The 22,110-nt window shown below is 68.4% G+C and carries 21 protein-coding genes; 8 read left to right on the top strand and 13 right to left on the bottom strand.

The window, feature by feature from the left end:
• Positions 1 to 34: 34 nt before the first annotated feature.
• From ACIQJ5_RS02065 to ACIQJ5_RS02045, 5 genes are read right to left on the bottom strand one after another with little or no spacing between them, the layout of a single operon-like run.
• Entirely contained in the window at positions 35 to 1,147 is a 1,113-nt protein-coding gene (locus ACIQJ5_RS02065; RefSeq protein ID WP_402840394.1) for a glycerate kinase, read from the bottom strand.
• Positions 1,144 to 2,193 (bottom strand): LacI family DNA-binding transcriptional regulator, encoded by a 1,050-nt coding sequence (locus ACIQJ5_RS02060; protein WP_402840391.1) that lies wholly within the window; start codon positions 2,191 to 2,193, stop codon positions 1,144 to 1,146. The genes ACIQJ5_RS02065 and ACIQJ5_RS02060 overlap by 4 nt, the downstream gene beginning before the upstream one ends.
• Positions 2,190 to 3,074 (bottom strand): sugar phosphate isomerase/epimerase family protein, encoded by an 885-nt coding sequence (locus ACIQJ5_RS02055; RefSeq protein ID WP_402840388.1) that lies wholly within the window; start codon positions 3,072 to 3,074, stop codon positions 2,190 to 2,192. The genes ACIQJ5_RS02060 and ACIQJ5_RS02055 overlap by 4 nt, the downstream gene beginning before the upstream one ends.
• Positions 3,071 to 4,273 (bottom strand): dihydrodipicolinate synthase family protein, encoded by a 1,203-nt coding sequence (locus ACIQJ5_RS02050; protein WP_402840385.1) that lies wholly within the window; start codon positions 4,271 to 4,273, stop codon positions 3,071 to 3,073. Before ACIQJ5_RS02050 ends, ACIQJ5_RS02055 begins: the two co-directional genes overlap by 4 nt.
• A gap of 4 nt (positions 4,274 to 4,277) precedes the next feature.
• A complete protein-coding gene (locus ACIQJ5_RS02045) occupies positions 4,278 to 5,471 on the bottom strand; it encodes a Gfo/Idh/MocA family protein (protein WP_231090694.1) in 1,194 nt (397 codons plus the stop codon).
• Positions 5,472 to 5,708: 237 nt separating this feature from the next.
• On the opposite strand from ACIQJ5_RS02045, the gene ACIQJ5_RS02040 reads away from it, so the two are divergent.
• The 7 genes from ACIQJ5_RS02040 to ACIQJ5_RS02010 are packed head-to-tail and all read left to right on the top strand — an operon-like array spanning position 5,709 to position 14,017.
• Positions 5,709 to 6,494: a DUF624 domain-containing protein gene (locus ACIQJ5_RS02040; RefSeq protein ID WP_231090695.1), complete on the top strand. Its 786-nt coding sequence runs from the start codon at positions 5,709 to 5,711 to the stop codon at positions 6,492 to 6,494.
• A gap of 37 nt (positions 6,495 to 6,531) precedes the next feature.
• The gene (locus ACIQJ5_RS02035) at positions 6,532 to 8,073 is read left to right on the top strand and encodes an extracellular solute-binding protein (protein WP_402840381.1); all 1,542 of its coding nucleotides are present in this window, start codon (positions 6,532 to 6,534) and stop codon (positions 8,071 to 8,073) included.
• A gap of 50 nt (positions 8,074 to 8,123) precedes the next feature.
• Positions 8,124 to 9,095: a sugar ABC transporter permease gene (locus tag ACIQJ5_RS02030; RefSeq protein WP_231090697.1), complete on the top strand. Its 972-nt coding sequence runs from the start codon at positions 8,124 to 8,126 to the stop codon at positions 9,093 to 9,095.
• On the top strand, positions 9,095 to 9,976 hold the full coding sequence (locus ACIQJ5_RS02025) for a carbohydrate ABC transporter permease (protein ID WP_402840378.1): 882 nt from the start codon (positions 9,095 to 9,097) through the stop codon (positions 9,974 to 9,976). The genes ACIQJ5_RS02030 and ACIQJ5_RS02025 overlap by 1 nt, the downstream gene beginning before the upstream one ends.
• A complete protein-coding gene (locus ACIQJ5_RS02020; RefSeq protein ID WP_402840375.1) occupies positions 9,973 to 10,626 on the top strand; it encodes a DUF1961 family protein in 654 nt (217 codons plus the stop codon). Before ACIQJ5_RS02025 ends, ACIQJ5_RS02020 begins: the two co-directional genes overlap by 4 nt.
• A 33-nt stretch (positions 10,627 to 10,659) precedes the next feature.
• Positions 10,660 to 13,287, top strand: a complete 2,628-nt coding sequence (locus ACIQJ5_RS02015) for a Tat pathway signal sequence domain protein (RefSeq protein ID WP_402840373.1) — start codon at positions 10,660 to 10,662, stop codon at positions 13,285 to 13,287.
• Positions 13,288 to 13,339: 52 nt separating this feature from the next.
• Positions 13,340 to 14,017: a rhamnogalacturonan acetylesterase gene (locus ACIQJ5_RS02010; protein ID WP_402840370.1), complete on the top strand. Its 678-nt coding sequence runs from the start codon at positions 13,340 to 13,342 to the stop codon at positions 14,015 to 14,017.
• A gap of 232 nt (positions 14,018 to 14,249) precedes the next feature.
• Here ACIQJ5_RS02010 and ACIQJ5_RS02005 read toward each other — a convergent pair whose 3' ends face one another.
• Both ACIQJ5_RS02005 and ACIQJ5_RS02000 read right to left on the bottom strand, forming a co-directional pair.
• Complete coding sequence (locus ACIQJ5_RS02005) at positions 14,250 to 14,975, bottom strand: hypothetical protein (RefSeq protein ID WP_402840367.1); 726 nt, start codon at positions 14,973 to 14,975, stop codon at positions 14,250 to 14,252.
• 24 nt (positions 14,976 to 14,999) lie between these two features.
• Positions 15,000 to 15,314 carry a hypothetical protein gene (locus ACIQJ5_RS02000; protein ID WP_402840364.1) on the bottom strand — a complete coding sequence of 105 codons (315 nt, stop codon included), beginning with the start codon at positions 15,312 to 15,314 and terminating at the stop codon, positions 15,000 to 15,002.
• A gap of 123 nt (positions 15,315 to 15,437) precedes the next feature.
• Here ACIQJ5_RS02000 and ACIQJ5_RS01995 point away from each other — a divergent pair, with 123 nt between their 5' ends.
• A complete protein-coding gene (locus tag ACIQJ5_RS01995) occupies positions 15,438 to 15,713 on the top strand; it encodes a hypothetical protein (RefSeq protein WP_402840361.1) in 276 nt (91 codons plus the stop codon).
• 65 nt (positions 15,714 to 15,778) lie between these two features.
• Here ACIQJ5_RS01995 and ACIQJ5_RS01990 read toward each other — a convergent pair whose 3' ends face one another.
• From ACIQJ5_RS01990 to ACIQJ5_RS01965, 6 genes are all read right to left on the bottom strand, one after another.
• Positions 15,779 to 16,447, bottom strand: a complete 669-nt coding sequence (locus tag ACIQJ5_RS01990; protein ID WP_231090702.1) for a hypothetical protein — start codon at positions 16,445 to 16,447, stop codon at positions 15,779 to 15,781.
• Complete coding sequence (locus ACIQJ5_RS01985; protein ID WP_231090703.1) at positions 16,444 to 17,352, bottom strand: carbohydrate ABC transporter permease; 909 nt, start codon at positions 17,350 to 17,352, stop codon at positions 16,444 to 16,446. Before ACIQJ5_RS01985 ends, ACIQJ5_RS01990 begins: the two co-directional genes overlap by 4 nt.
• Entirely contained in the window at positions 17,349 to 18,347 is a 999-nt protein-coding gene (locus tag ACIQJ5_RS01980; protein WP_231090704.1) for a carbohydrate ABC transporter permease, read from the bottom strand. The genes ACIQJ5_RS01985 and ACIQJ5_RS01980 overlap by 4 nt, the downstream gene beginning before the upstream one ends.
• 14 nt (positions 18,348 to 18,361) lie before the next feature.
• Positions 18,362 to 19,654 carry an ABC transporter substrate-binding protein gene (locus ACIQJ5_RS01975; protein ID WP_402840356.1) on the bottom strand — a complete coding sequence of 431 codons (1,293 nt, stop codon included), beginning with the start codon at positions 19,652 to 19,654 and terminating at the stop codon, positions 18,362 to 18,364.
• Positions 19,655 to 19,874: 220 nt separating this feature from the next.
• Positions 19,875 to 20,825 carry a hypothetical protein gene (locus ACIQJ5_RS01970; protein WP_231090706.1) on the bottom strand — a complete coding sequence of 317 codons (951 nt, stop codon included), beginning with the start codon at positions 20,823 to 20,825 and terminating at the stop codon, positions 19,875 to 19,877.
• Between the two features lie 142 nt (positions 20,826 to 20,967).
• Positions 20,968 to 22,074, bottom strand: a complete 1,107-nt coding sequence (locus ACIQJ5_RS01965; RefSeq protein ID WP_402840352.1) for a Gfo/Idh/MocA family protein — start codon at positions 22,072 to 22,074, stop codon at positions 20,968 to 20,970.
• Positions 22,075 to 22,110 lie beyond the last annotated feature (36 nt).

Genomic DNA, 22,110 nt, shown 5'->3' with positions numbered 1-22,110 from the left:
TGCTAGGTGCGCGCGGAAACCCGGGGAAGCCGCGTCAGAATCGCGACGCCGCGCACGCGGCGGCCTCGCGAAGCCAGCGCCGCGGGTCTGCGAGCGAGGCCTCCGGCGAGCCGGCGAGTTCGGTGAGCGACAGCGCCGCGGCGAACGCCGACGTGTCGGCATCCGGCGTGATCCGCCCGGCGATCAGAACGGTCGCAGCGCTCGACAACGACGCCACGTGCGCGGGGACCTTTCCCGCCGCGGACTGGGCATCGTAGGAACCCTCCCCCGTGATGACGACGTCCGCGGCGGTGCTCGCCGCGGGAAGCCCGATCAGATCAGCCACGGCAGCGGCACCGGGAACTAGATCGGCACCCCAGACCCTCAGCGCGAATCCGGTGCCTCCGGCTGCGCCGGCGCCAGGGGCGGTGATCAGCTCATCGGCGGCTCCCGCCGCCACGATCAGCGCCTGTGCCCAGCGGGACAGGACATCGTCCACCTCCCCGATCCGTTCCGCCGGGATGCCCTTCTGCGGGCCGAAGACCGCCGCGGCACCGTGCGGCCCCGTCAGCGGGTTCGTGACGTCGGAGAGCACCAGCACTCCGCGGGCGGGAGCGGCCCGGAGAGCCGACAGATCGACCGAGGCCAGCGATGCCAGGCCGTCGGGAGAGGGTGCAACCTCGCGCCCTCCGGCATCGAGCAGCCGGGCCCCGAGCGCGCGCAGCAGCCCCGCACCGCCATCGGTGGAGGCGCTGGAGCCGATCCCCAGCACCAGCCGCTCCACTCCGGCATCCAGCGCCGCGGCGATCGCCTGGCCGAAGCCGCCCGTGTGAGCGGTGAAGGGCGCGCGTGCGGACCCCAGCTGCTCGATCCCGCAGCAGACGCCGAGTTCCACGACCGCGGTGCCGTCGGGCAGGAGCGCCCATGGTGCGTCGCGCTCACGGCCATCCGCGCCGGTGACCCGGGTCGTGCGCGGCGAGGCATCGTGCGCGGCGAGGAAGGCGTCCAGCGTGCCCTCACCGCCGTCCGCCATCGGGCGGAGCACGATCTCATCCTCCCCGCGAACCGAACTCCAGCCTGCCGAGATCACCCGCGCCGCTTCGGCCGCCGATAGCGATCCTTTGAAACTGTCCGGGCAGATCACGACCCGCCGCCGCGTGCCCGTCATGCTCGCCGAGGCGTCGAATCGCGCGGGATCACGGTGAGCTCCACGGCATCCCCGGGACCCGGCCAGTCCTCGGCCACCGCGGCGTGCAGTGCCTGGTAGCCGATCTCATCCAGGGGCACCCGCACCGTGGTGAGCGCGGGGGTCACGTCGGAGCTGGTGGGAATGTCATCGAAGCCGCAGACAGCGATGTCGGCGCCCACCGTGCGGCCGGCGTCGCGGATGGCGCGCATCGCGCCGATGGCCACGACGTCCGAGATCCCGAACACCAGGGTGCCGGGCTCCACACCCTCCGCCAGCGCCCGCGCCATGAGGTCGATCCCGCCCTGACGGGAGAAGGATCCCCGCAGCACGCGCGGCTCCTCTCCGCCGCCCGCGGTGAAGCCCTCGGCGAAGCCCGCGATGCGGTCGTCGGAGGTGCGAAGCCCCTCCGCGGCGGCGAGCACGATGGCGCGCCGGTACCCGAGCGCGCTCATGTGTTCGGCGAGAGCGGCGGCACCCGCACGGTTGTCCACGGCCAGCCAGCGCACGTCGCCGTCGCCGCGTCCGAGCGCCACCGCGCGCGTCCCGCTGGCCGACAGCGCCGACAGCTCACCGCTCAGCCCGGCGGCGTCGTGGTCGAGGTCGCGCGAGGCGGCCAGGATCAATCCCCGGGGACGCTGACCGCGCAGGGCACGGATCACGCGCACTTCGCGGGCCGGGTCGCGCTCGGTGATGGCGATGGTGACCACGAGCCCGGCTTCGTCCGCACCGCGAGCGACCCCGGCAGCGATCTGGCCGAAGTAGGGGTCCGCGATGTCGGCCACCAGCAGCGCGACGATGGCGCTGGTGCCGCGGGCGGTCGCCTGCGCCGAGAGGTTCGCCGTATACCCGAGCCGGTCCGCTGCCGCCTGGACGCGCTCGCGATACGCGTCCGCCACGCGGCGAGTGGACCCGTTCAGCACGCGCGATGCCGTGGCCAGCGACACTCCCGCGGCCTGCGCGACATCGTGCAGGGTCGCCGCGGCGCGCGCGGAGGACAGGTCGGGCGCCATCGGGATCTCGCTCACCCCACGGAGTCTACGGGGGCCGCCAGGTGCGGGGACACCGTTTTCCGGAAGCTCTCCGCGGTACGCGACACGACGTTCGCTGGCGCGTCGTCCCACACCTCCTGGTTGAAGATCTCCACCTCGATGTCGCGGTCGTACCCGGTGTCCATCACCGCGCGGGTAAGTGAGGCGAAATCGATCACGCCCTCACCCGGGTAGTGCCGGCTGAGCAGGACGTCCGCCGGCAGCGGAGTGCGCCAGTCGCACACCTGGTAGGTGGCGATCCGACGTTCGCGGCCCGCCCGAGCGATGGAGTCCAGCACCTGCGGATCCCACCAGATGTGGAACGTGTCGACGGTGACGCCCACCACGTCCGGATCGAAATCGGACGCGATGTCCAGCGCCTCGGCGAGAGTGGTGACCACGCACCGATCGGAGGCGAACATCGGATGCAGCGGCTCGATGGCGAGCGTCACACCGGCGGCGCGGGCATCCTCCGCCAGTGCGCCCACACCGTCGCGCACGCGTTCCCGGGCGCCGACGATGTCGCGCGACCCCTCTGGAAGACCGCCGGCCACCAGCACCAGTACGGGCGCGGAGCCCGCAGCGCCCGCGGATGCCAGCACCGCGGTCTCCTCGATGGCGCGGCGGTTGTCATCGAGCACCGCAGCGCGATCTCCCGCGGTGAAGAACCCCGAGCGGCAGTATGTCGACACGCGGAGCCCGGAATCGGCGATCATCTTCGCCGCCGTGTCGAGCCCGACCTCCGCCACGGGCTCGCGCCACGGCCCGATCGCCTCGATGCCGGCTTCGGCGGTGACGCGCAGGGCCGTGGCCAGATCCGCGTACTTGATCGTCCCCTGGTTGACGGACAGCCGTGACGGGCCCAGCTCCGGGTTCACGCCTCGACTCCGTTCACCCGCAGCAGCGAATGCCAGCGCTCGACGGCGAGCTCCGGTCGCTCCAGGGCACGGGACGCGTTCGCCAGGCGGACGATCTCCGACAGGTGCGGAAGGCTCCGGGCGGCGTGGAGCCCCCCGACCATCTGGAACGCGCGCTGGTGGCCGTTCAGCCACGACAGGAACGCCACGCCGGTCTTGTAGTAGAACGTGGGCGCGGCGAACACCTGACGGCTGAGCGCCTCGGTGGGTTCCAGGATCTCGAGATAGCGATCGGGCTCGTCGGCATCCAGCGCCTGGATGGCGGCCGAGGCCACCGGCGTGAGCGCCGCGAACGCTCCGAGCAGCGCATCCGAGTGCTGACGTTCGGAGCCCGGCTCGCGCGCGGGCTGCGCGGCGGCGGGAACGTCGGCGCCGCCGATCAGCCCGACGTAGTTGAAGTCATCGCCGGTGAACATGCGAACGCCCTCGGGCAGTTGCTCGCGCACCGCCACCTCGCTCTCCGCGTCCAGCAGGCTCATCTTCACGCCGGCCACCTTGTCGGGCGCCTCCGCGATGATCTCCAGCAGTACACGGGACGCCTCGCGCCAGTCCGTGGAGCCGAAGTACCCCTCCAGCTGCGGATCGAACGCGGTGCCCAGCCAGTGCACGACCACCGGGGTCTGCGCCGATGCCAGCACCGCGCGGTAGACACGGCGGTAGTCCTGCGCGGACGAGGCCGCACGGGCGAGGTGACGGCTGGCCATCAGCACCGGGCCCGCCCCCTGCTCCTCGGTGAAGGCGAGCTGGCTCTTGTAGGCGTCGATCACGGCGTCCAGGCCGATGTGCTCGTCGTCCACGTGATCGGTGTTGACGCCGACGACCACCGACCCGCCCTCCTCGCGCGCCACCTCGGCGCTGCGGGTGATGAGCTCCCGGGTGGCGGCCGCATCCAGGCCCATGTTGCGCTGCGCGGTGTCCATCGCGTCGGCGACGCCGAGGCCCCAGCCGTAGACGTGCCGGCGGAACGCGAGTGTCTCATCCCAGTCGATCTCGGCGGGGCGGCCGGGAGTGTTGTCGCCCGCGGTCTTGGGCACCACGTGCGCTGCCGCATACGCCACGCGCGAGCGCAACGGCGTGGTGGGACGGGCGTAACCGGCGTGGTCGTCCAGCGGCACCGTGGAGGTGGCACCGGATGAGTCGAGGAGCGTCAGATCAGTCATCGGATCAGCCCAGCGTGAGCTCGTCGAGGGCGATACGGCGACCCTCCCGGCTGGAGGCGAGGCCGGCCTCGGCCAGCTGCACCCCGCGCGCACCGGCCAGCAGGTCGAACGGGTAGCGGGTGCCCTCGGCGAACGAGATGAGGAACTCCTCCCACTGCTGACGGAAGCCATTGAGGAACACGTCGTTGGTGGGGACGACAGCCCAGTCGGCGTCATAGTCGTGCTCGTCGGCGAGGTCCGGGTTCCACACCGGCTTGGGCGTGGCGTTACGCGACTGGATCTTGGCGCCGAACAGGCCGACCACCGCGGAGCCCAGCGTGCCGTCGATGTGGAACTCCACCAGCTCGTCGCGGTTCACGCGGGTGGTCCAGCTGGAGTTGATCTGGGCGACGGCGCCCCCGGCCAGCTCGAAGATGCCGTACGCGGCGTCATCGGCGGTGGCCTCGTAGGGCTCCCCCGCCTCGTCCCACCGGCGCGGGATGTGCGTCTTCGCCTGCGCGTACACCGTCTCCACCCGGCCGAACAGGTTCTCCAGCACGTAGCTCCAGTGCGGGAACATGTCGACGATGATCCCGCCGCCGTCCTCGGCACGGTAGTTCCAGCTCGGGCGCTGCGCCCGCTGCCAGTCCCCCTCGAACACCCAGTACCCGAACTCGCCGCGCACCGACAGCACCTCACCGAAGAACCCGGAATCGATCAGCCGCTTCAGCTTCTGCAGGCCCGGCAGGTACAGCTTGTCGTGCACGACCCCGGTCTTCACACCCGCCTCCGAGGCCAGCCGGGCGAGTTCCAGAGCCTCCTCCAGCGACTCCGCGGTGGGCTTCTCCGTGTAGATCGCCTTGCCCGCGGCGATCGCCTTGCGCAGCGCCGCAGCGCGGGCCTGCGTGACCAGGAAGTCGGCGTAGATCTCATTGCGCTCGTCGGCGAGAGCGGCATCGAGATCGGTGGTGTAGTCGGCGATGCCGTGACGCTCGGCCAGCTCCGCGAGCTTCGCCTCGCTGCGGCCCACGAGCACGGGGCGCACGGTGAGACGGGAGCCGTCGGCGAGCTCCACGCCTCCGGCGTCGCGGATGGCGAGGATGGAGCGCACGAGGTGCTGGCGATATCCCATCCGCCCCGAAACGCCGTTCATGATGATGCCGACCTCACGCACGGCGGGGCGGGGGGCTGTGGTCGTCTCTGACACGTGTATCTCCATATCGAACGGCGAAGTTCCGGCTTCCGCATCGCTCAGCGGTAAGCGCTTTCCGGCTATCGTGGCACGGGCCGTGCGTCGGCGCAAGTCTCGATGGGAAAGCGCTACCCGGATTCATCGGCCCGCGATTGACACGATTCAAAATGCCAGGTACGTTCGCCGGGAAAGCGTATTCCTACGCCGAGCCGCGCGACGCGACGTCGCTTGCGCGGCGCGCAGACGACGATCGATGGAGACGGCATGAGCGGTGACGGCGGCTCTGTGGGCTGGGCGCTTCGCCTTCACGCTGCGTGCGAATGGATCTGGTTCACCGCCCTGATCAACCTGCTGTGGGTCACGTTCACGGTGGCCGGGCTCATCGTGCTGGGCGCGGCGCCCGCCACGGTCACCGCAGCCGCCCTGACACGGCGTCGTCTGCGCGGCGACCGCGTGCGCGTCGTCCGCGAGTTCTCCCGTGGCTGGCTGACGGAGTTCACCGCGGCGAACGTCGTCGTCGGGCCCGCTCAGGTGGCCACGGCGCTGCTCCTGCTCGGAACCACCACCCAGATGCTCGGCTCCGCACCGGCGCCCGTCGTCATCGCCACCGGGTTCGGCTTCGTGTTCGCGTTCCTGCTCACCGCGGTGCTCGCCACCCTGTATGTGAACTACGACCTCCCCCGCAGCCGCTATCTCCTCGTCGCCTCGCGCTGGCTGCTCGCGAACCTCATCCACGGGGTGCTGCTGGCCGTGGCAGCCCTGGCGATCGTGGTCGCATCGTTCTTCCTGCCCGGCCTGATTCCCGTCTTCGCTGTCGGCGCCTGGCTCGTCGTGTCCACGGCGCTCTGCCTCGGCTTCTTCGCCGCGAACGATCGTCGTGTGGCCGAGCAGGACTCCGCCCCCTCACCGCAGGAGCACGGCAGCTCCTCCACCACGCCGGTGTCCCCGCCCGCCAGCTCATCCGCCCCGCTCTCCGCCACGGCTGCGCGAGCGCCTCGGGCGCACGCCGGCGTGGAGCCTCACCTGTCCCATCCCGCATCGGCTCGCTGACGGCAGCGGACCGAATCACCCCAGAAGGAACAACACGATGAACCGCAGAATCCTCACCGGAATCGGGCTCGCCACCGTCGGCGCGCTCGCCCTGGCCGGCTGCTCGGCCGGGCAGGACTCCTCGTCCTCCGAGTCGGCAGAGCTCACGTCGCTGTCGATCATGGCGCCGTTTCTCACCACCAACGCCCCGGCCGCGGACAGCGATGTCCAGCAGGCGCTGGAGAAGGTGATCGGCGTGGACCTGGACATCAACTGGGTCCCCAACGCGTCGTACGAGGACAAGACCAACATCACGCTGGCGGGAGACAGCATCCCGCAGGTCATGGTGATCCAGGGCAAGACCCCGGGGTTCGTGAAGAACGCCCAGGCCGGTGCGTTCTGGGAGCTCACCGACTACCTCGACGACTACCCGAACCTGAAGACCAACCTCCCCGCCGTGCAGGCTGCGTCGTCGATCAACGGCAAGGTCTATGGCGTCTTCCGCGCCCGCGACGCCATGCGCGCGGCCGTGATCATCCGCAAGGACTGGCTCAACAACCTCGGCCTCGAGGCGCCGAAGAGCATCGATGATCTGTACGAGATCGCGAAGGCGTTCACGGAGAACGACCCGGACGGCAATGGCCAGAAGGACACCTACGGCCTGATCATCCCGAAGTGGCCGGGCTCGATCGGCAGCAACAGCCCGTACGACGCCATCGAGGTGTGGTCGGGTGCCGGGAACCTGTGGAAGGATGTCGACGGCACGCTGGAACCGTCCTTTGCGCAGCCGGAGTGGCTGAACGCGGTGAAGTTCGAGAAGAAGCTGGTGAGCGAGGGTCTCGTCAACCCCGACTACGCCACGTTCGACTCCGCCAAGTGGAACGAGCCGTTCCTCAACGGAAAGGGCGGCATCATCATCGACGTGCATTCGCGCGCCGGCGTGATCACCAGCCTCCTCAAGGAGAGCAACCCCGACGACTACGAGAACTTCGTGACCGTCACCGGCAACCTCACGAACTCGGACGGCGAGCTCAACGCCATGCCCACGGCCGGCTACAGCGGCTTCCTCGCCATCCCCAAGGCGCAGGTGCGCACCGAAGAGCAACTTCGCGCAGTGCTGGGCGTTCTCAATGAGATGAACTCCCCGGAGGCGGGCAAGATCATCAACAACGGCATCGAGGGCGTGACCTACACGGTCGAGGACGGCCTCGCCGTGGCCGTGGACGGGGCCTCTCAAGTCGACAAGGACACCGTCCTCAGCTTCGCCCAGCTCGGCACGAACGTGAACGGCTTCCAGGGGTACCTGCCCAAGCAGCCCACCGAGTTCGAGCAGCAGATGTACGACGAGCGTCTGAAGATCCAGGACAGCGACCTCGAACACGCCATCTACAACCCCGCGGCCCCGTACGTCTCCGAGACTTACACCGCACAGGGCGCTCAGCTGGACACCATCATCTCCGACGCCCGCATCCAGTTCCTCGCCGGCCAGATCGATGAGAAGGGGCTCGAGGACGCCATCGCGCGCTGGCGCTCCAGCGGCGGCGACGCGGTCGCCTCCGAGATCAACGAGCTCTACCAGGCCGACGCCTCGAAGAAGTGACGACGTGCGGGGCGGTCACCGGCCGCCCCGCACCGAGGAAAGGACGAGCGATGACAGTCGTCGACGATCAGAACCTCGCCGTGACGGAGGCACTCGTGGTGCCCCCGGGGCGGCGTCGCCGTGGCGTACGCGTGCATTTCACCCAGTTCAAGTGGCTCTATCTGCTCCTGATCCCGGGCGTCATCTACTTCGCCACCTTCCGCTACGGCCCGATGTACGGCGCCGTCATCGCCTTCAAGGACTACGTGCCGTTCCTCGGCATCAACGACAGCGCCTGGGTGGGCTTCCGGCACTTCGAGGCCTTCTTCCAGAGCCCCGACTTCGCCCGACTGCTTGCCAACACGCTGATCCTCGCGGCCCTCAGCCTGTTCATCTGCTTCCCGCTCACGATCATCGTGGCGCTGCTACTGAACGAACTGCGCGTCACGATCGTCAAGCGCACGGTGCAGACCCTGGTGTACATCCCGCACTTCCTCTCGTGGACCGTCGTGGCCTCGCTCACCTACCTGCTGTTCGCGCTCGACCTCGGCCCGCTGTTCCACCTGATCAACGGGATGCTCGGGACCGACATCGACTTCCTCACCGACCCCGGCTGGTTCCGTCCGCTGATCGTGCTGCAGGACATCTGGAAGAACACCGGGTGGGGCACGATCATCTTCCTCGCCGCGCTGGCGACGGTGGATCAGGAGCAGTACGAGGCCGCCATCATCGACGGTGCCGGCCGCTTCCAGCGGGTGTGGCACATCACGCTCCCCTCGATCATGCCGACCGTCATCGTCATGCTCATCCTGCGCATGGGCGACGTGCTCAACACCGGGTTCGAGCAGATCTACCTCATGACCAACGCCCTCAACCGTCAGGTGGCCGACGTGTTCGACACCTACGTCTACTTCATGGGCATCACGCAGGGCTCGTACAGCTACTCGACGGCCGTCGGCCTGTTCAAGGCCATCGTGGGCGTCGTGCTCATCTTCGGCGCGAACTGGCTGGCCAAGCGCTTCAACCAGAACGGGGTCTTCTGATGGCTCGCGAACGCTACCGCTTCAACACACCCGCCGGACGCGTCTTCGACGTCGTCAATGTGGTCTTCCTCACGGCGCTCGGCATCGTGGCGCTCATCCCGTTCGTCTATGTCCTCGCCGGCTCGTTCGCCACGGAGTCCGAGCTCACCACGCGCTCGTTCTTCCTGTGGCCCGAGACGTTCAGCCTGAAGGCCTACGAGTCGATCCTCACCTCGCCGGCGTTCCTGCGGGCCATCATCACGACGGTGCTGGTGACCGCGGTCGGAACGGCCATCCAGCTGCTGCTCACGGCGGCGATGGCCTACCCGTTGTCGAAGGGGAACCTTCCCGGTGGTCGCGTGATCATGGGTCTCGTCGTGGTCACGCTCGTCTTCAGCGGCGGGATGATCCCCACCTTCCTCGTCGTGAAGGACCTCGGGCTGCTCAACACTTACTGGGCCCTCATCCTCCCCGCGGCCATCAACCCGTTCAGCCTGATCATCATCAAGAACTTCTTCCAGCAGCTGCCGGCGGAGCTGGAGGAGTCGGCGAAGATCGACGGCGCCAACGAGGTCCAGACCCTCTGGCGCATCATCCTGCCGCTGTCGACACCGGTGCTCGCCACGTTCGCGCTGTTCTACGCGGTGGGGATCTGGAACGATTTCATGTCTCCGCTGCTGTACCTCAACGACTCGTCGATGTGGACACTGCAGATGTTCCTGCGTCAGGTGACGGTCGCGACCGACCTGTCGATGGTGCAGGGTGACATGACCGAGCTGCCCCCGGCACAGGGCATCAAGTTCGCCGTGATCGTGGTGGCGACGCTGCCGATCCTCATCTTCTATCCGTTCCTGCAGAAGCACTTCGCCAAGGGCATGCTGATCGGCGGTGTGAAGGGATGAGCGCGAGCTCCCTCCTGTATGCGAACCCGCTGACGGGTGCGTCGTCGATGTCCGACTGGATCGGTGAGGGTCCGGTGCGCTGCGCGGACGCCGGCGGTGCGGTGCGCCTGTCGTCGGCGGGCGGCGACGATGATCACTTCACGGTGTGGTGCCCGGAGGTCTTCCCGGATCGCATCCGCGTGAGCTGGGAGTTCTCGCCCGTGCGCGAACCGGGACTCGCGATGCTCTTCTTCGGTGCTGCCGCTCGTGACGGCGGCAGTATCTTCGACCCGCAGCTGCAACCCCGCACCGGCGCCTACCCGCAGTACCACTCCGGCGACCTGCACACCCTGCACGTGTCGTACTTCCGGCGTCGCTGGGAGGACGAGCGGGCCCTCCACACCTGCAACCTGCGCAAGTCCCCCGGCTTCCACCTCGTCGCGCAGGGAGCCGACCCGTTGCCGCCCGTGGTCGATGCGCGCGGGGCGTTCTACCGCGTCGAGGTGGTCAAGGACGGTGCCGACGTCAGCTTCGCCGTGGACGGACTCCCCCTCTTCTCCTGGCACGACGACGAAACCGCCGGTCCGCGCGTGCGCACCGGCCGCATCGGCTTCCGGCAGATGGCACCACTCGTCGCTGACTACCGCAATCTCGAGGTGCACGCCCTCTGAGGCGCGCCCTCCCGTTCCCCCACGGAGGTCACCATGTCCACTGACGACACCGTCGTCATCCCGCTGCGCTGGCTCGACGGCGAGGCACCGGCCGGTGCGGCCGGCGTCACGTGGGGCGCACCCCTCCCCCGGGGCGTGCTCACCGACCCGGCACGCCTGCGGGTGCGGGAGGTGGCGGGCGAGCAGCGCCCGGCTCAGTTCTGGCCGCTCGCCGCCTGGCCGGACGGATCGCTCAAGTGGGTGGGGTGTGCGATCGGTGCCACGACGGCCCCCGGAGAACATGAGATCGTCATCGTGCCGGAAGCGGTCGTGTCCGAAGGTCCCGTTCGGGTCCACGACGATCCGGTGCGCGTGAGCACCGACGTGCTGGAGGTCACCTTCGGCGAGCCGGGCGGTACGGCGCTGGTGTCCGCCGTTCGCCGCGGCGACACGGTGATCGCCGAGAACCTGACGCTCGTGAGCTCGCGCCAGGACGGCATCGACGAGATCGGTGGCGGGTCCCGCCATGCTGCCGTCTCGGTGGTGGAGGACGTCGTCGTCGAGCAGCGCGGCCCGATCCGGGCCGTGGTGAAGGTCACGGGCCGTCACCGTGAGGAGGGCTCCGGCCGGCAGTGGCTGCCGTTCTGCGTGCGCTTCGTGCTGATGGCCGGCTCCGAGCAGATCCGCGTGGTGCACTCGTTCGTGTGGGACGGCGACGCCGAGCACGACTTCCTCGCCGGACTCGGCATCACCGCGCAGGTCCCGTTGCGCTCGGCCGAACACGACCGTCATGTGCGCATCGCCGGCGCCGACGGCGGACTCTTCTCCGAGGCTGTGCGTGGCATCACGGGGCTCCGCCGCGACCCGGGCGAGCACATCCGGGCGGCTCAGATCCGCGGCGAGGCGCTCCCCGCGCTCTCCGAGTGGAACCCGCAGGTGTCCAACCGGCTGCACCTGATCCCCACGTGGGGCGACTACTCGCTCAGCCAGGCCAACGCGGACGGCTTCCTGCTGCGAAAGCGCACCCGGCCGGGACATGCCTGGATCGATGCCGGGGCCGGCACCCGCAGCGACGGCTACATCTCCCTCACCGACGCCGGCACCGGCGGACTCGGCATCGGCGTACGGTCCTTCTGGCAGTCGTTCCCCGGTCGCCTGGACGTGCGGGATGCCGCAGGCAGCGCCGGCTCCGTCACGGCGTGGTTGCACGCGCCCGACGCCGAGCCGATGGACCTGCGCTTCTATCACGACGGTCTCGGCCAGGAGGATTTCGCCACCCAGCTGGAGGCGCTGGAGATCACCTACGAGGACTACGAGCCGGGCTTCGGCGACGCGCACGGCATCGCCCGCACGCACGAGCTCACTCTCTTCGTCTACGACGCCACGCCGCCCGTCGAGCAGGTGGCCGCCGAGGTGGCGGCGCTACAGAATCCGCCGCTCCTGCAGCCCACCAGCGAACACCTGCACGCGGTGGGAGTGTTCGGCGACTGGGCCCCGGTGGACCGGTCGAGGCCGCTGCGCGCGGAGATCGAGGATTCCATCGACTTCCTCCTCGATTTCTACCTGGGTCAGGTCGGCCAGCGCCGCTGGTACGGATTCTGGAACTACGGCGACGTCATGCACGCCTACGATCCGGATCGTCACGTCTGGCGCTATGACGTCGGCGGCTACGCCTGGGACAACAGCGAGCTCTCCCCCGACCTCTGGCTGTGGACGTCCTACCTCCGTACCGGCCGTGCCGATGTGTTCCGTCTCGCCGAGGCCATGACGCGGCACACCGGCGAAGTGGACGTCTATCACGCCGGCCGATGGGCCGGCCTCGGTTCCCGGCACAACGTCCAGCACTGGGGCTGCAGCGCGAAGCAGCTGCGCATCTCCAGCCCGGCCTATCGCCGCTACTTCCACTATCTGACGGCCGATGAGCGTGTCGGGGATCTGCTGGAGGAGCTGCGGCACAGCGACCGTCGATTCCTGGACACCGATCCCACGCGCAAGGTGCGCGAGGACGCTGCCACGTACCGGCCCGACCGCAACGCGCTGGCTGTGGGACTCGGAACCGACTGGGGGGCGCTTGCCGCCACCTGGCTGGCCGACTGGGAGCGCACCGGCAATGAGTGGTCGCGCGACCGGCTGCTGGGCACGATGGCCGACATCGCCGCACTCCCCCAGGGATTCCTCACCGGGGAGGCGCTGTACGACCTGGACACCGGGCGGTTCGACACGACCCGTGATCGCATCGCCGTCTCTCATCTCAGCGCCGTCTTCGGACTCGTCGAGATCGTCAGCGAGCTGATCGATCTGGTCGATGTCCCCGGCTTCCGCGAGGCCTGGCTCCGCTACTGCCGCCTCTACCTGGCGACCCCGGAGGAGCAGACGCGGGCCGTCGGCGCACCGCTGAGCGGAATCCACCTCGAACAGGCGCACAGCCGCCTCACCGCCTACGTCGCCGCTCAGGACGCCGATCCGGAGCAGGCGGCGCGGGCGTGGGCGGCCTTCGAGGGCATCGGCGAGTGGCTGGTGCACAGACGCGACTTCCGCCTGGACCGGATCGAGCCTCCCCACGTGGTGAACCCCGTGGATGAGGCGCCCTCGGTGTCCACCAACGATGCGGCGCAGTACGCTCTGGCGGCGATTCAGAACCTGGCGTTGATCGGTGATCTGCTGCCTGCGGAGGCGGAATGACGGCCTGCACGGCGCTCGGTCTCACTCGCCTCGCGGCGGCGGGGGCAGCCCGATGACCCGGTATCACCTGGCCGGGGATTCCACGGTGGCGCCCGGGAAGCCGCCGGAGCACCCGATGGCGGGGTGGGGCACGTTCCTCGCGGAGCGGCTGGGGTTCGAGGTGTGCAACCACGCCTTCGGCGGGGCCACCACGCAGAGCTTCCTCGACGTGGGCAGCTGGCAGCGCCTGCTCGACGGTGTCAGATCCGGGGACGTGGTGGTGATCCAGTTCGGCCACAACGATCAGAAGGAGGCGGAGCTCGACGCCCGTGGCGGCTTCACGGATCGCCTGCGCGCGATGATCGAGGACGTCCGCGAGCGCGACGCCCGGGCCGTGCTGTGCACGCCGGTTGAGCGCCGGTGGTTCGCGGGGAGCCGGGTGGATCCCACGCACGGCGACTACCCGAACGCGGTGCGTGAGCTCGCACGCAGCACGGGGACGCCGCTCGTCGACCTCACGGCGTTCACCACCTGGCTGTACGAGGACCTCGGAGACCGGGCGTCACGATCACTGCTGTCGCACTATGCCCCGGGTGAGTACCCGGGCTGGCCCGACGGGCTGACCGACGACACGCACTTCAGCGTGACCGGTGCGCGCCGCATCGCCGCGTTCGTCGCGCTCTCGCTGCGAGCGATCGCCGGGCTCGACGGCGATCAGCCGGCGAAGGGGCGACGCGGCATCGTCCCGTAGACGCAGGGGCTTCCGCGCCGCGGCATGACAACCTACGCCTTGGAAGCTCAGGCGACGGTCACAGCAACGCACATGGCCATCGAGTTATGGACAATCCCCGCAGAGCGGATCGCGGTTCCCCGATAGTGGCCTTGCGTCAACTCTCAGGGGTATCGCATGGGTGGCGCGTCATAGGCATGAGACTGTGGGTCGCTCCTCTTGGGGCCATAGACGAGCGACCCACAGTCACAGATCAGCAGGATGTGTAAAGGATGTCCGACATATTGCCGTTGCGCGGACCGTCCGCAGCGAGTACTTCTGCAGCGAAGTTCACGGCCGAGCCCTTGATAATTGCGCTGAAGGTGCCCTTCATGATCGTGAACAGGCATGTACGGTTTAGGCGGTATTCCAGGCGGGTGTTGATGTGTGAATACACGAACACCGAGATTCCGGTCCCGTACGAGTTCCCGTTGAGGGTGACGCTGTTGATCGTGTTCCCCGTGAAGTTGACGGTCATGTCTTGGTTCACCCACGCGACACCGATCGACGGCAGGGCGGTGAGTTGATCCGCCGTGTAGTTCTGAGTCTTGGACGCCCGAAGCGCTGCCGACGAGGAAGGCGCGAGGTTCCGTGCCTCGGTACCCGCGGAGAACTGCGCAACCGCTCCCCGAGAGGCTGCAACGTTCTGCGCCTCATCGAGAATGTACGTCGCGATCACGTCCGGGTCAGAGCTTCCAGCGGCACTCACGAGCTCAGGGCTCACATCCACTGTCACGTCGCTGATGGTAACTGTGCCGCCTGACGCGGCAGAAGCCGCCTGCAACTCTGCATTCAGAGCAGCCGACACGCTCTCATCCGAAGGCAGTCCCGATGAGGCCGAGGCGGCTGTCGGGAACGCTAGCGCGAGAGCGAGAACGGATCCCGCTGCCCCCCAGGTGATGGCACGTCGCTTCCTGCTGCCAAACATCGTGAAATTCATCTTCGAACCTTTCTCGTTGGGCTGTCAGACCGGCGTTGCAATCAGTAGAAACCCGCTCAAGCCGATGTACGCGGCGACTCCGAACGAGATGTACCGAAGAACACGCAAGCGACGCTCCTTGATGAGCAAGCAGCCCACAAGGACGAACATCGCTGCCACGAACAACAACGGCACCCCATATGTCGTGCCAAGTTGCTGTGCGATCCAACCGAGCGCATCTGCCGGTGGAAACCGAATCGTCAGGATCAAGGACGCCAGGGCGAAGATGACGATTGCAAGCCAGCGCTGCCACGCTGGCAGCTTCCAGCGATCGTTCGACGAAGCTACGGCATCTCCCATGTTGTCCTCCTCGACAGTTCGGCTACCTCGGCGGATACACCGGTCATGACAGGTATGTCCGGTCAACTCTGAAAGGTTCACGCCGATGAAGGAACTTTCCTTGATCACAGCAACGAGCCCCTGGTGTCAAGATACTTCGCGGCTGTTCGCCTGGAGCCGTTGGCACGACCGCTACCACGTTCGGTAAGAACGAATCTCGGAGACCAGGCGTCACGATCACCGCTGTCGCACTATGCCCCGGGTGAGTACCCGGGCTGGCCCGACGGGCTGACCGACGACACGCACTTCAGCGTGACCGGTGCGCGCCGCATCGCCGCGTTCGTCGCGCTCTCGCTCCGAGCGATCGCCGGGCTCGACGGCGATCAGCCGGCGAAGGGGCGACGCGGCATCGTCCCGTAGACGCAGGGTCTTCCGCGCCACGGCCCGACGAGCCCACCGGCACCGATGCGGCCGTGGGCTCGTCGTCAGCCGCGGCGCGAGGTGGCGCGACGGGGACGCTCGGGGATCGCGACGAGTGCCAGGATGAGACAGCCCAACGCGGGCAGAAGCAAGGGCACCAGCACCGTGGTGATGAACCCCGTGAAGGTGACCGCCACCGCCGTGTAAACCGCCCCGCCCGGATCGGCCGCCACCGTCGCCGGCAGCCGCCGGAACGTAGCGATCCATCCCGCTTCGGCGGAGAACGACGCGGCGGCCAGCGCGACGACCGTGCCGAGCGCGATGAGCAGCACCCAGCCGGCGACGGCCACCACGCCACCGCCGGGGACCGACGGTGCCACGAGGATGTCCAGGGTCAGGACGCCGGCCAGGACCAGCGCCGCCGCCCCGATGCCGATGCCGCCTCGGAGGGCGGCGCGGAAATCCGCGAGCAGAAGCCGCATCGACGAGCCCTCCGCCGCGATGAAGCGCCGGAGGTGGGCGGCCCCCGCGGCCACCGCCGCCGGAAGCGTCACCAGCGGGATCGAGAGGGCGAGCACCACGACGCCGACCAGCAGGACCTCCCCCAGCAGCGCGAACTTCGCCGCGGCACCCGGGAAGCGGGCGATCGTTGCACTGCCCGGCAGCGGACCGCTGCCCGAGCGCGCAGCCCGGTCGGCCGCGCGCCGGGCTCGTGTCCCGGCCGGCGCACTCATCCCTTCAGCCCCTGGGTGGCGACGCCGTCGACCAGGAAGCGCTGGAACACGATGAAGAACAGCAGCACCGGCAGCAGTGCGAGCACAGACACCGCAACGGTCGCGCCGTAGTCCGAGGAGCTGGTCTGGTCGTTGAACACGCGCAGCGCGAGCGGCAGCGGGTAGTTGTCGGGCGAGTTGAGGTACAGCAGCGGTCCGAGGAAGTCGTTCCAGCTCCAGATGAAGGCGAAGATCGACGCTGTCACCAGCGCCGGCTTGATCAGCGGGAGAATGATCGAGAAGTAGATGCGCCCGTGCCCTGCGCCGTCGATCCGCGCCGCCTCGTCCATGTCCTTCGGCAGACCGCGGATGAACTGCACCACCAGGAAGACGAAGAACGCATCCGTGGCGAGGAACTTGCCGATCAGCAGGGGGACGAACGTGTCCACCAGCCCGAGCCCGCGAAACAGCATGTACTGCGGAATGATCAGGACGTGAAACGGCAGCAGCAGCGTGCCGATCATGATGGCGAAGAACACACCGCGGCCGCGGAAGTTGATCCGCGAGAACGCGTACCCCGCCAGCGACGCCGAGAAGACCGTGCCGATCACCGCACCGACCGCCAGCAGGAGCGAGTTCAGGAAGAAGCGCCACAGCGGAACGCCGCCCACACCCTCGAACACCGTGAAGAAGTTCTGGATCGTCGGGTTCTGCGGCCAGAAGCTCTGGTTGGCGCCGAACTCGCTGGTGGGCTTGAAGGCGGCCAGCACCATCCAGGCCAGCGGGTAGAGCACCAGGGCGGTGATCGCGATCATCACGATGATCCAGATCACGCTCTGCCAGGTCTTGCGGCTGACGGGTCGCCGTGAAGCGGTCGCCCCCGGGGCGATGCCAGCGTCGCGCAGCCCGATGTTTGTCGTGGTCATCGGTCATCTCCCGCGTAGTGGACCCAGGTGTTGGAACTGCGGAACAGGATGTACGCGAGGATCGCGACGCCGATCAGCAGCACCCACGCCATGGCGGACGCGTAGCCCATCTGGCTGTTGGTGAAGGCACGCGTGTAGAGGTACACCGTGTAGAAGTTGGTGGCGCCGGCAGGTCCGCCGGTCCCGGAGCCGATGATGTAGGCCGAGGCGAACACCTGGAACGAGTTGATCATCTCCAGCAGCAGATTGAAGAAGATCACCGGCGAGAGCATCGGCATGGTCACCGAGGAGAACTTGCGGAACGGACCCGCCCCGTCCATCTCGGCTGCCTCGTAGAGCTCCTGCGGCACCTGCTTGAGACCCGCGAGGAAGATCACCATCGGCGCTCCGAACTGCCACACCGCGAGGAGGATCATCATCGGCAGCACCAGCGCGGGGATGCCCACCCAGCCCCCGATGTCGATGCCGAACAGGCTCAGCGAGCTGTCGACGGGTCCGTCGGTGGAGAACATCGCCCGCCACACGATGGCGATACTGACGCTCGCACCGATGAGCGAGGGCGCGTAGAACGCGGAGCGGAAGAAGCCGCTGCCCTTGTTGCGGAAGTTCAGCAGCATCGCCACGCCGAGCGCCGCCGCGAGCTTGATCGGTGTGCCGACGAGGACGTAGATCAGCGTGATCCGAACGGAGTTCCACCACACGTCGTCGGAGAACATCCGGGTGAAGTTGTCGAACCCGATGAAGCGCGGGGCGCTGAAGATGTCGTAGTTCGTGAACGCGAGATAGAGCGAGAACAGCATCGGCCCCGCCGTCAGGGCGAAGAAGCCGATGAGCCACGGCGACAGGAAGATGTAGCCGGCCGCCGTCTCACGGCGGCGCGCAGCCCGCCCCCGGGTGCTGCGCGTGTCCGGGGCGCTTCCCGCCCGGCCGGTGGCCGGACGGGAAGCGGGTGCGGACGGGACGCGCCGGGTGGGCGTCGAGACCGATTGCGTCATGATGCTCGGGCCTCTCAGCCCAGGGTGACCTTCGCCTCGTCGAAGAACTGCTTGACGGCCTCGTCGACGGTGATGCTGCCGAGACCCAGCGCCTTGCCGAGATCCCAGAACTTCTGCTCGAGCGCGCCGTAGCCCACCACGGCGGGCGGCGGCGCGTCGCCGATGCGGTCGGCAGCGGATTCGATGTAGTCGGCGACCTGCTTGTCGACACCCTCCAGCGTGGTGCCGGCGAGCTTCGAGGAGGAGGCGGGGAAGCCGAGGGTGGTGCCGAAGATCTCTCCCGCTTCGGGGCTGTTCACCACGAAGTTCAGGAAGGCCGCGGCTGCGGCGGGGTGCTTGGTCTTGGCCGAGATCGCCATCTGCAGACCGCCCTGGCGGTAGAGGTCCTTCGATCCGACCTTGTAGGTGGGCGGGGCGACGAGCTCGATCGACGACGCTCCGGAGTCGGCGAGGTAGCCGCCGAGGAAGTTGCTCCAGCTCATCTCGCTGGCGGTGAGTCCGGCACCGAACCCGGACTTCGGGTTGATCTCCTCGAGCTTGCTCTGCGGGATCGTGATGCCGTCGCGCAGCGCGTCTCCGGAGCTCCAGAACTCCTTCAGCTCGTCCTCGTCGAAGCCGAGCTGACCGTCGTCGGTGTAGAGGTTCTTGCCCTCGCTGCGCAGCTTCAGCTCGAACTGCTGGATGCGCTGCGTGTAGTCGGTGCCGCCGTAGACGGCGCCGCCGGTCTTGTCGGTGACGCTCTTCATCCACGTGTCGAAGTCGGCGAACGTGGCGTTCTCGGCCGGAGGCGTGAGGTCGTGAGCCGTCAGCAGGTCGGTGTTGATGAAGTTCGCCCAGAGGCTGTAGCCGGTGGGAAGGGAGTACTGCTTGTCACCGAGCTTGCCGGTGCCCTTGAGAGAGTCCTCGAACGTGGACATGTCGACCACGTCGCTGACCGTGTTGAGATCCAGCAGGTAGCCTGCCTGCCCGTACTGGCGGAGGTACGAGTCGGAGAACTGCCACACGTCCGGCAGGCCGCCACCGGCCGCCTCGGTCTGGCGCTTCTCCCAGTACGACGGGAAGTCGGTGAAGGTGCCGTTGATCGTGATATTGGGGTATTCCTCGTTGAACTTCTCGATCAGCTGGTTGTACCGATCGGCCCGGTCGTCGTTGCCCCACCACGTGAACGTGAGCGTGACCTTCTCGTTGGGATCGAGGGTCGCCGCCCCGCCCGCGGATCCGGCGTCGGCACCGCCTCCGCAGCCGGCGAGCGTGAGTGCGGCGCCGGTGATCGCGGCGACGGCCGCGATGCGCTTCTTGCTGAACATCCTTGTCCTCTCTGTGGCGCCCGCGTGTTCGCGAACGTCGGTGTCCGTGCTGTGCTGTGTGGCGGGTGCCCGGCGCCGGGGACCTCGCCCATCGACCGCGCGGGAAAGCGCTTGCCAGGACAATACCACCGATTGAAACGACTCACAATGCTCCCGAACGACATCGTTGAGACCGGTCACATCCTACCGATGCGCGGTCACGCGCACAGGCTGGATCACCTCATCGCACGCAGATCAGGATGTCGTCGGCCACGCGCACGTCGGCACGGAAGACAGCACTGCGGCGCAGCTCGACAGCGTCCGCATCGGCGATCTCCACGCCGTCCCACGCCGGATGGGTGAAGAAGAACAGTACCCCGGCATCGCCCCGCACGAGCACCATGCCGTGCCGGCCGACCTGCACCCGCGCCCCCTCGTCACTCTCACCGAGGATCACCTCGTCGGCGCCCCCCTGCCTGCGCCAGTGAACAGCATCCCGGCTCCGATAGACGGCCATCCCCCGCCATTCGTCGACGATCATCCAGTACCACCCGCCCAGCGGGAAGACGTGCGGCCCCTCGTGAGGACGACCCCCGATCGCGATGCCGTCCTGCCGCCAGGACTCCAGATCATCCGACACCGCGGCACGGGTCACCGAACCGGCGGCCTCGTCCTTGAACCACATCCGCCAGCGATCACCGACACGGGCCACGGCGGCGTCGATGACCCGATCACTGCCGAGATCGACCGGCCCACGGCGCCGGAACCGGCGGAGATCGTCGGAGCGGTACTCGACGATCCGGCGCTCGTGCCCCTCCCACCGATCGGGGATCCCGTCGATCTCGGTCAGATACATCCGCCAGCCGTCGTCGGCACGGACCAGCTCGGGCGCCCAGTGCGTGCGATCCACCCGGCCCGGCTGCGGAGCGGAGGCGAGCTCCAGTCCATCGGCGGTGGGCTCCAGAGTGCCGACGTAGGTCCAGGCGAAGCCGTCGTCCGAGCGGGCGACGCCCACGCGCGAGCCGTGCACCCACGCCACTCCGGGCCCGGGATCGGGATGATCGGCACGGCGCTGGGTGTAGAGCATCCACCAGGTGCCCTCATCGTCGACCACCACTGTGGGGTCCGCCGCGCCATCGTAGACGGGGTCACGGTAGAGCGGCGTGGCGGGAGTGCGAACAGCTCCGGTCACGACGGATCTCGATGCCCGCACACGATGGGGCGATCGTGACCGCACGGGCACAGTGGCCGCGAGGACACGAGCGCCGTCACGAGAGCGTCCGAGCCGCGCGACCCTCGCATCGCGGGCAGCCGCGCGGTAATCGAGAGGATCGTCACGAGATCGGTCGGCGCTCGATCACGGTGCTCGCGAAGCCATCGCGATGCGTGGGATGCGCGGCGAGATCGGCCGGCGTGACGACCGCGCCGTCCGCCGCCGCGGAGGCGTAGATCGCCGCGACGATCTCGAACGAGCGAGCTGGATGATCGGCCGTGTCCGGCAGCTCCGCTCCCGAGCGCAGCGCATCGAACACGTCACGCAGCAGAGGCGCGTGCGAGCTCGCCTCCTCGTGATCCGGGAATGCCCAGCCTGCGGCCTCATCCTCGAAGCCGGGCGCCGGCGTGATCCTCCAGTGCTCGTGACCGTGCCCGTACAGATGATCGACCGTGATCGTCGCGCGCTGGGTGTCGATGCGGATGGAACTCGTCTCGCGGGGCGACACCGCACTGGTGGTCACCTGCGCCACCGCGCCGTTCTCGAAGGCCACGGTCGCCGTGGACATGTCCTCGGTCTCGGTCTCGCGATCCAGCCGCCAGAGCCGGCCCTGCACACTGGACCAGTCGCCGAGCAGGTGAGCGAGCAGATCGAGCTGGTGGATTCCGTGCCCGAGGGTGGTGCCCCCGCCTTCCGTCGCCCACTTCCCCCGCCACGGAACAGCGAAGTAATCGGCGTCACGGAACCACAGCGTGTTGCACACCGCCACCAGCGGACGACCGAGCGCGCCGGCGGCCAGCAGGCCCTTCACGTGGGCCGCCGCCGTGCCGGTGCGCTGCTGGAACACGACGGCCAGCCGACGGTCGGCGGTGCGTGCTGCGCGGCGCATCTCGTCCAGCTCGGCGAGCGACGATGCCGGCGGCTTCTCCACCACCACGTGGGCACCGGCTTCCAGCGCCTCGATCACCTGACCGCGATGGGCACCGGGAGGCGTGCACACCAGGACCACGTCCGGATGCTCGGCGGCGAGCAGCCGCGTCAGATCGGGGTAGCTCGCAGGAACGCCCCACGTCGCGGCAAAGGCGGCAGCACTGTCGGGCTGGAGGTCGGTCACGGCGATGATCTCGGCGTGCGGATAGGCCGCGACGGCCTCGGCGTGGAGGCGAGAGACGCCTCCGGTTCCGACCAGGGCGACACGGAGGTCGTGGGTGATGGGCGGCGGAGTCATGCAGCGCTCATTTCGTAGAGGGAGGATCGGTGCGAG

The organism is Microbacterium sp. GXS0129 (genome assembly GCF_044769785.1).
Taxonomy (GTDB): domain Bacteria; phylum Actinomycetota; class Actinomycetes; order Actinomycetales; family Microbacteriaceae; genus Microbacterium; species Microbacterium nymphoidis.
Note: the sequence above shows the minus strand (reverse complement) of the source record. Positions and strands in the feature narration are given on the sequence as shown.

Coding starts and splice junctions, on each gene's coding strand:
- ACIQJ5_RS02030 (WP_231090697.1), top strand. CDS start 8,124: ATGACAGTCGTCGACGATCAGAACCTCGCCGTGACGGAGGCACTCGTG.
- ACIQJ5_RS02040 (WP_231090695.1), top strand. CDS start 5,709: ATGAGCGGTGACGGCGGCTCTGTGGGCTGGGCGCTTCGCCTTCACGCT.
- ACIQJ5_RS01990 (WP_231090702.1), bottom strand. CDS start 16,447: ATGAGTGCGCCGGCCGGGACACGAGCCCGGCGCGCGGCCGACCGGGCT.
- ACIQJ5_RS02000 (WP_402840364.1), bottom strand. CDS start 15,314: ATGGGAGATGCCGTAGCTTCGTCGAACGATCGCTGGAAGCTGCCAGCG.
- ACIQJ5_RS02050 (WP_402840385.1), bottom strand. CDS start 4,273: ATGACTGATCTGACGCTCCTCGACTCATCCGGTGCCACCTCCACGGTG.
- ACIQJ5_RS02035 (WP_402840381.1), top strand. CDS start 6,532: ATGAACCGCAGAATCCTCACCGGAATCGGGCTCGCCACCGTCGGCGCG.
- ACIQJ5_RS01985 (WP_231090703.1), bottom strand. CDS start 17,352: ATGACCACGACAAACATCGGGCTGCGCGACGCTGGCATCGCCCCGGGG.
- ACIQJ5_RS01975 (WP_402840356.1), bottom strand. CDS start 19,654: ATGTTCAGCAAGAAGCGCATCGCGGCCGTCGCCGCGATCACCGGCGCC.
- ACIQJ5_RS02020 (WP_402840375.1), top strand. CDS start 9,973: ATGAGCGCGAGCTCCCTCCTGTATGCGAACCCGCTGACGGGTGCGTCG.
- ACIQJ5_RS02005 (WP_402840367.1), bottom strand. CDS start 14,975: ATGAATTTCACGATGTTTGGCAGCAGGAAGCGACGTGCCATCACCTGG.
- ACIQJ5_RS02010 (WP_402840370.1), top strand. CDS start 13,340: ATGACCCGGTATCACCTGGCCGGGGATTCCACGGTGGCGCCCGGGAAG.
- ACIQJ5_RS02045 (WP_231090694.1), bottom strand. CDS start 5,471: ATGGAGATACACGTGTCAGAGACGACCACAGCCCCCCGCCCCGCCGTG.
- ACIQJ5_RS02065 (WP_402840394.1), bottom strand. CDS start 1,147: ATGACGGGCACGCGGCGGCGGGTCGTGATCTGCCCGGACAGTTTCAAA.
- ACIQJ5_RS02025 (WP_402840378.1), top strand. CDS start 9,095: ATGGCTCGCGAACGCTACCGCTTCAACACACCCGCCGGACGCGTCTTC.
- ACIQJ5_RS01980 (WP_231090704.1), bottom strand. CDS start 18,347: ATGACGCAATCGGTCTCGACGCCCACCCGGCGCGTCCCGTCCGCACCC.
- ACIQJ5_RS01965 (WP_402840352.1), bottom strand. CDS start 22,074: ATGACTCCGCCGCCCATCACCCACGACCTCCGTGTCGCCCTGGTCGGA.
- ACIQJ5_RS02015 (WP_402840373.1), top strand. CDS start 10,660: ATGTCCACTGACGACACCGTCGTCATCCCGCTGCGCTGGCTCGACGGC.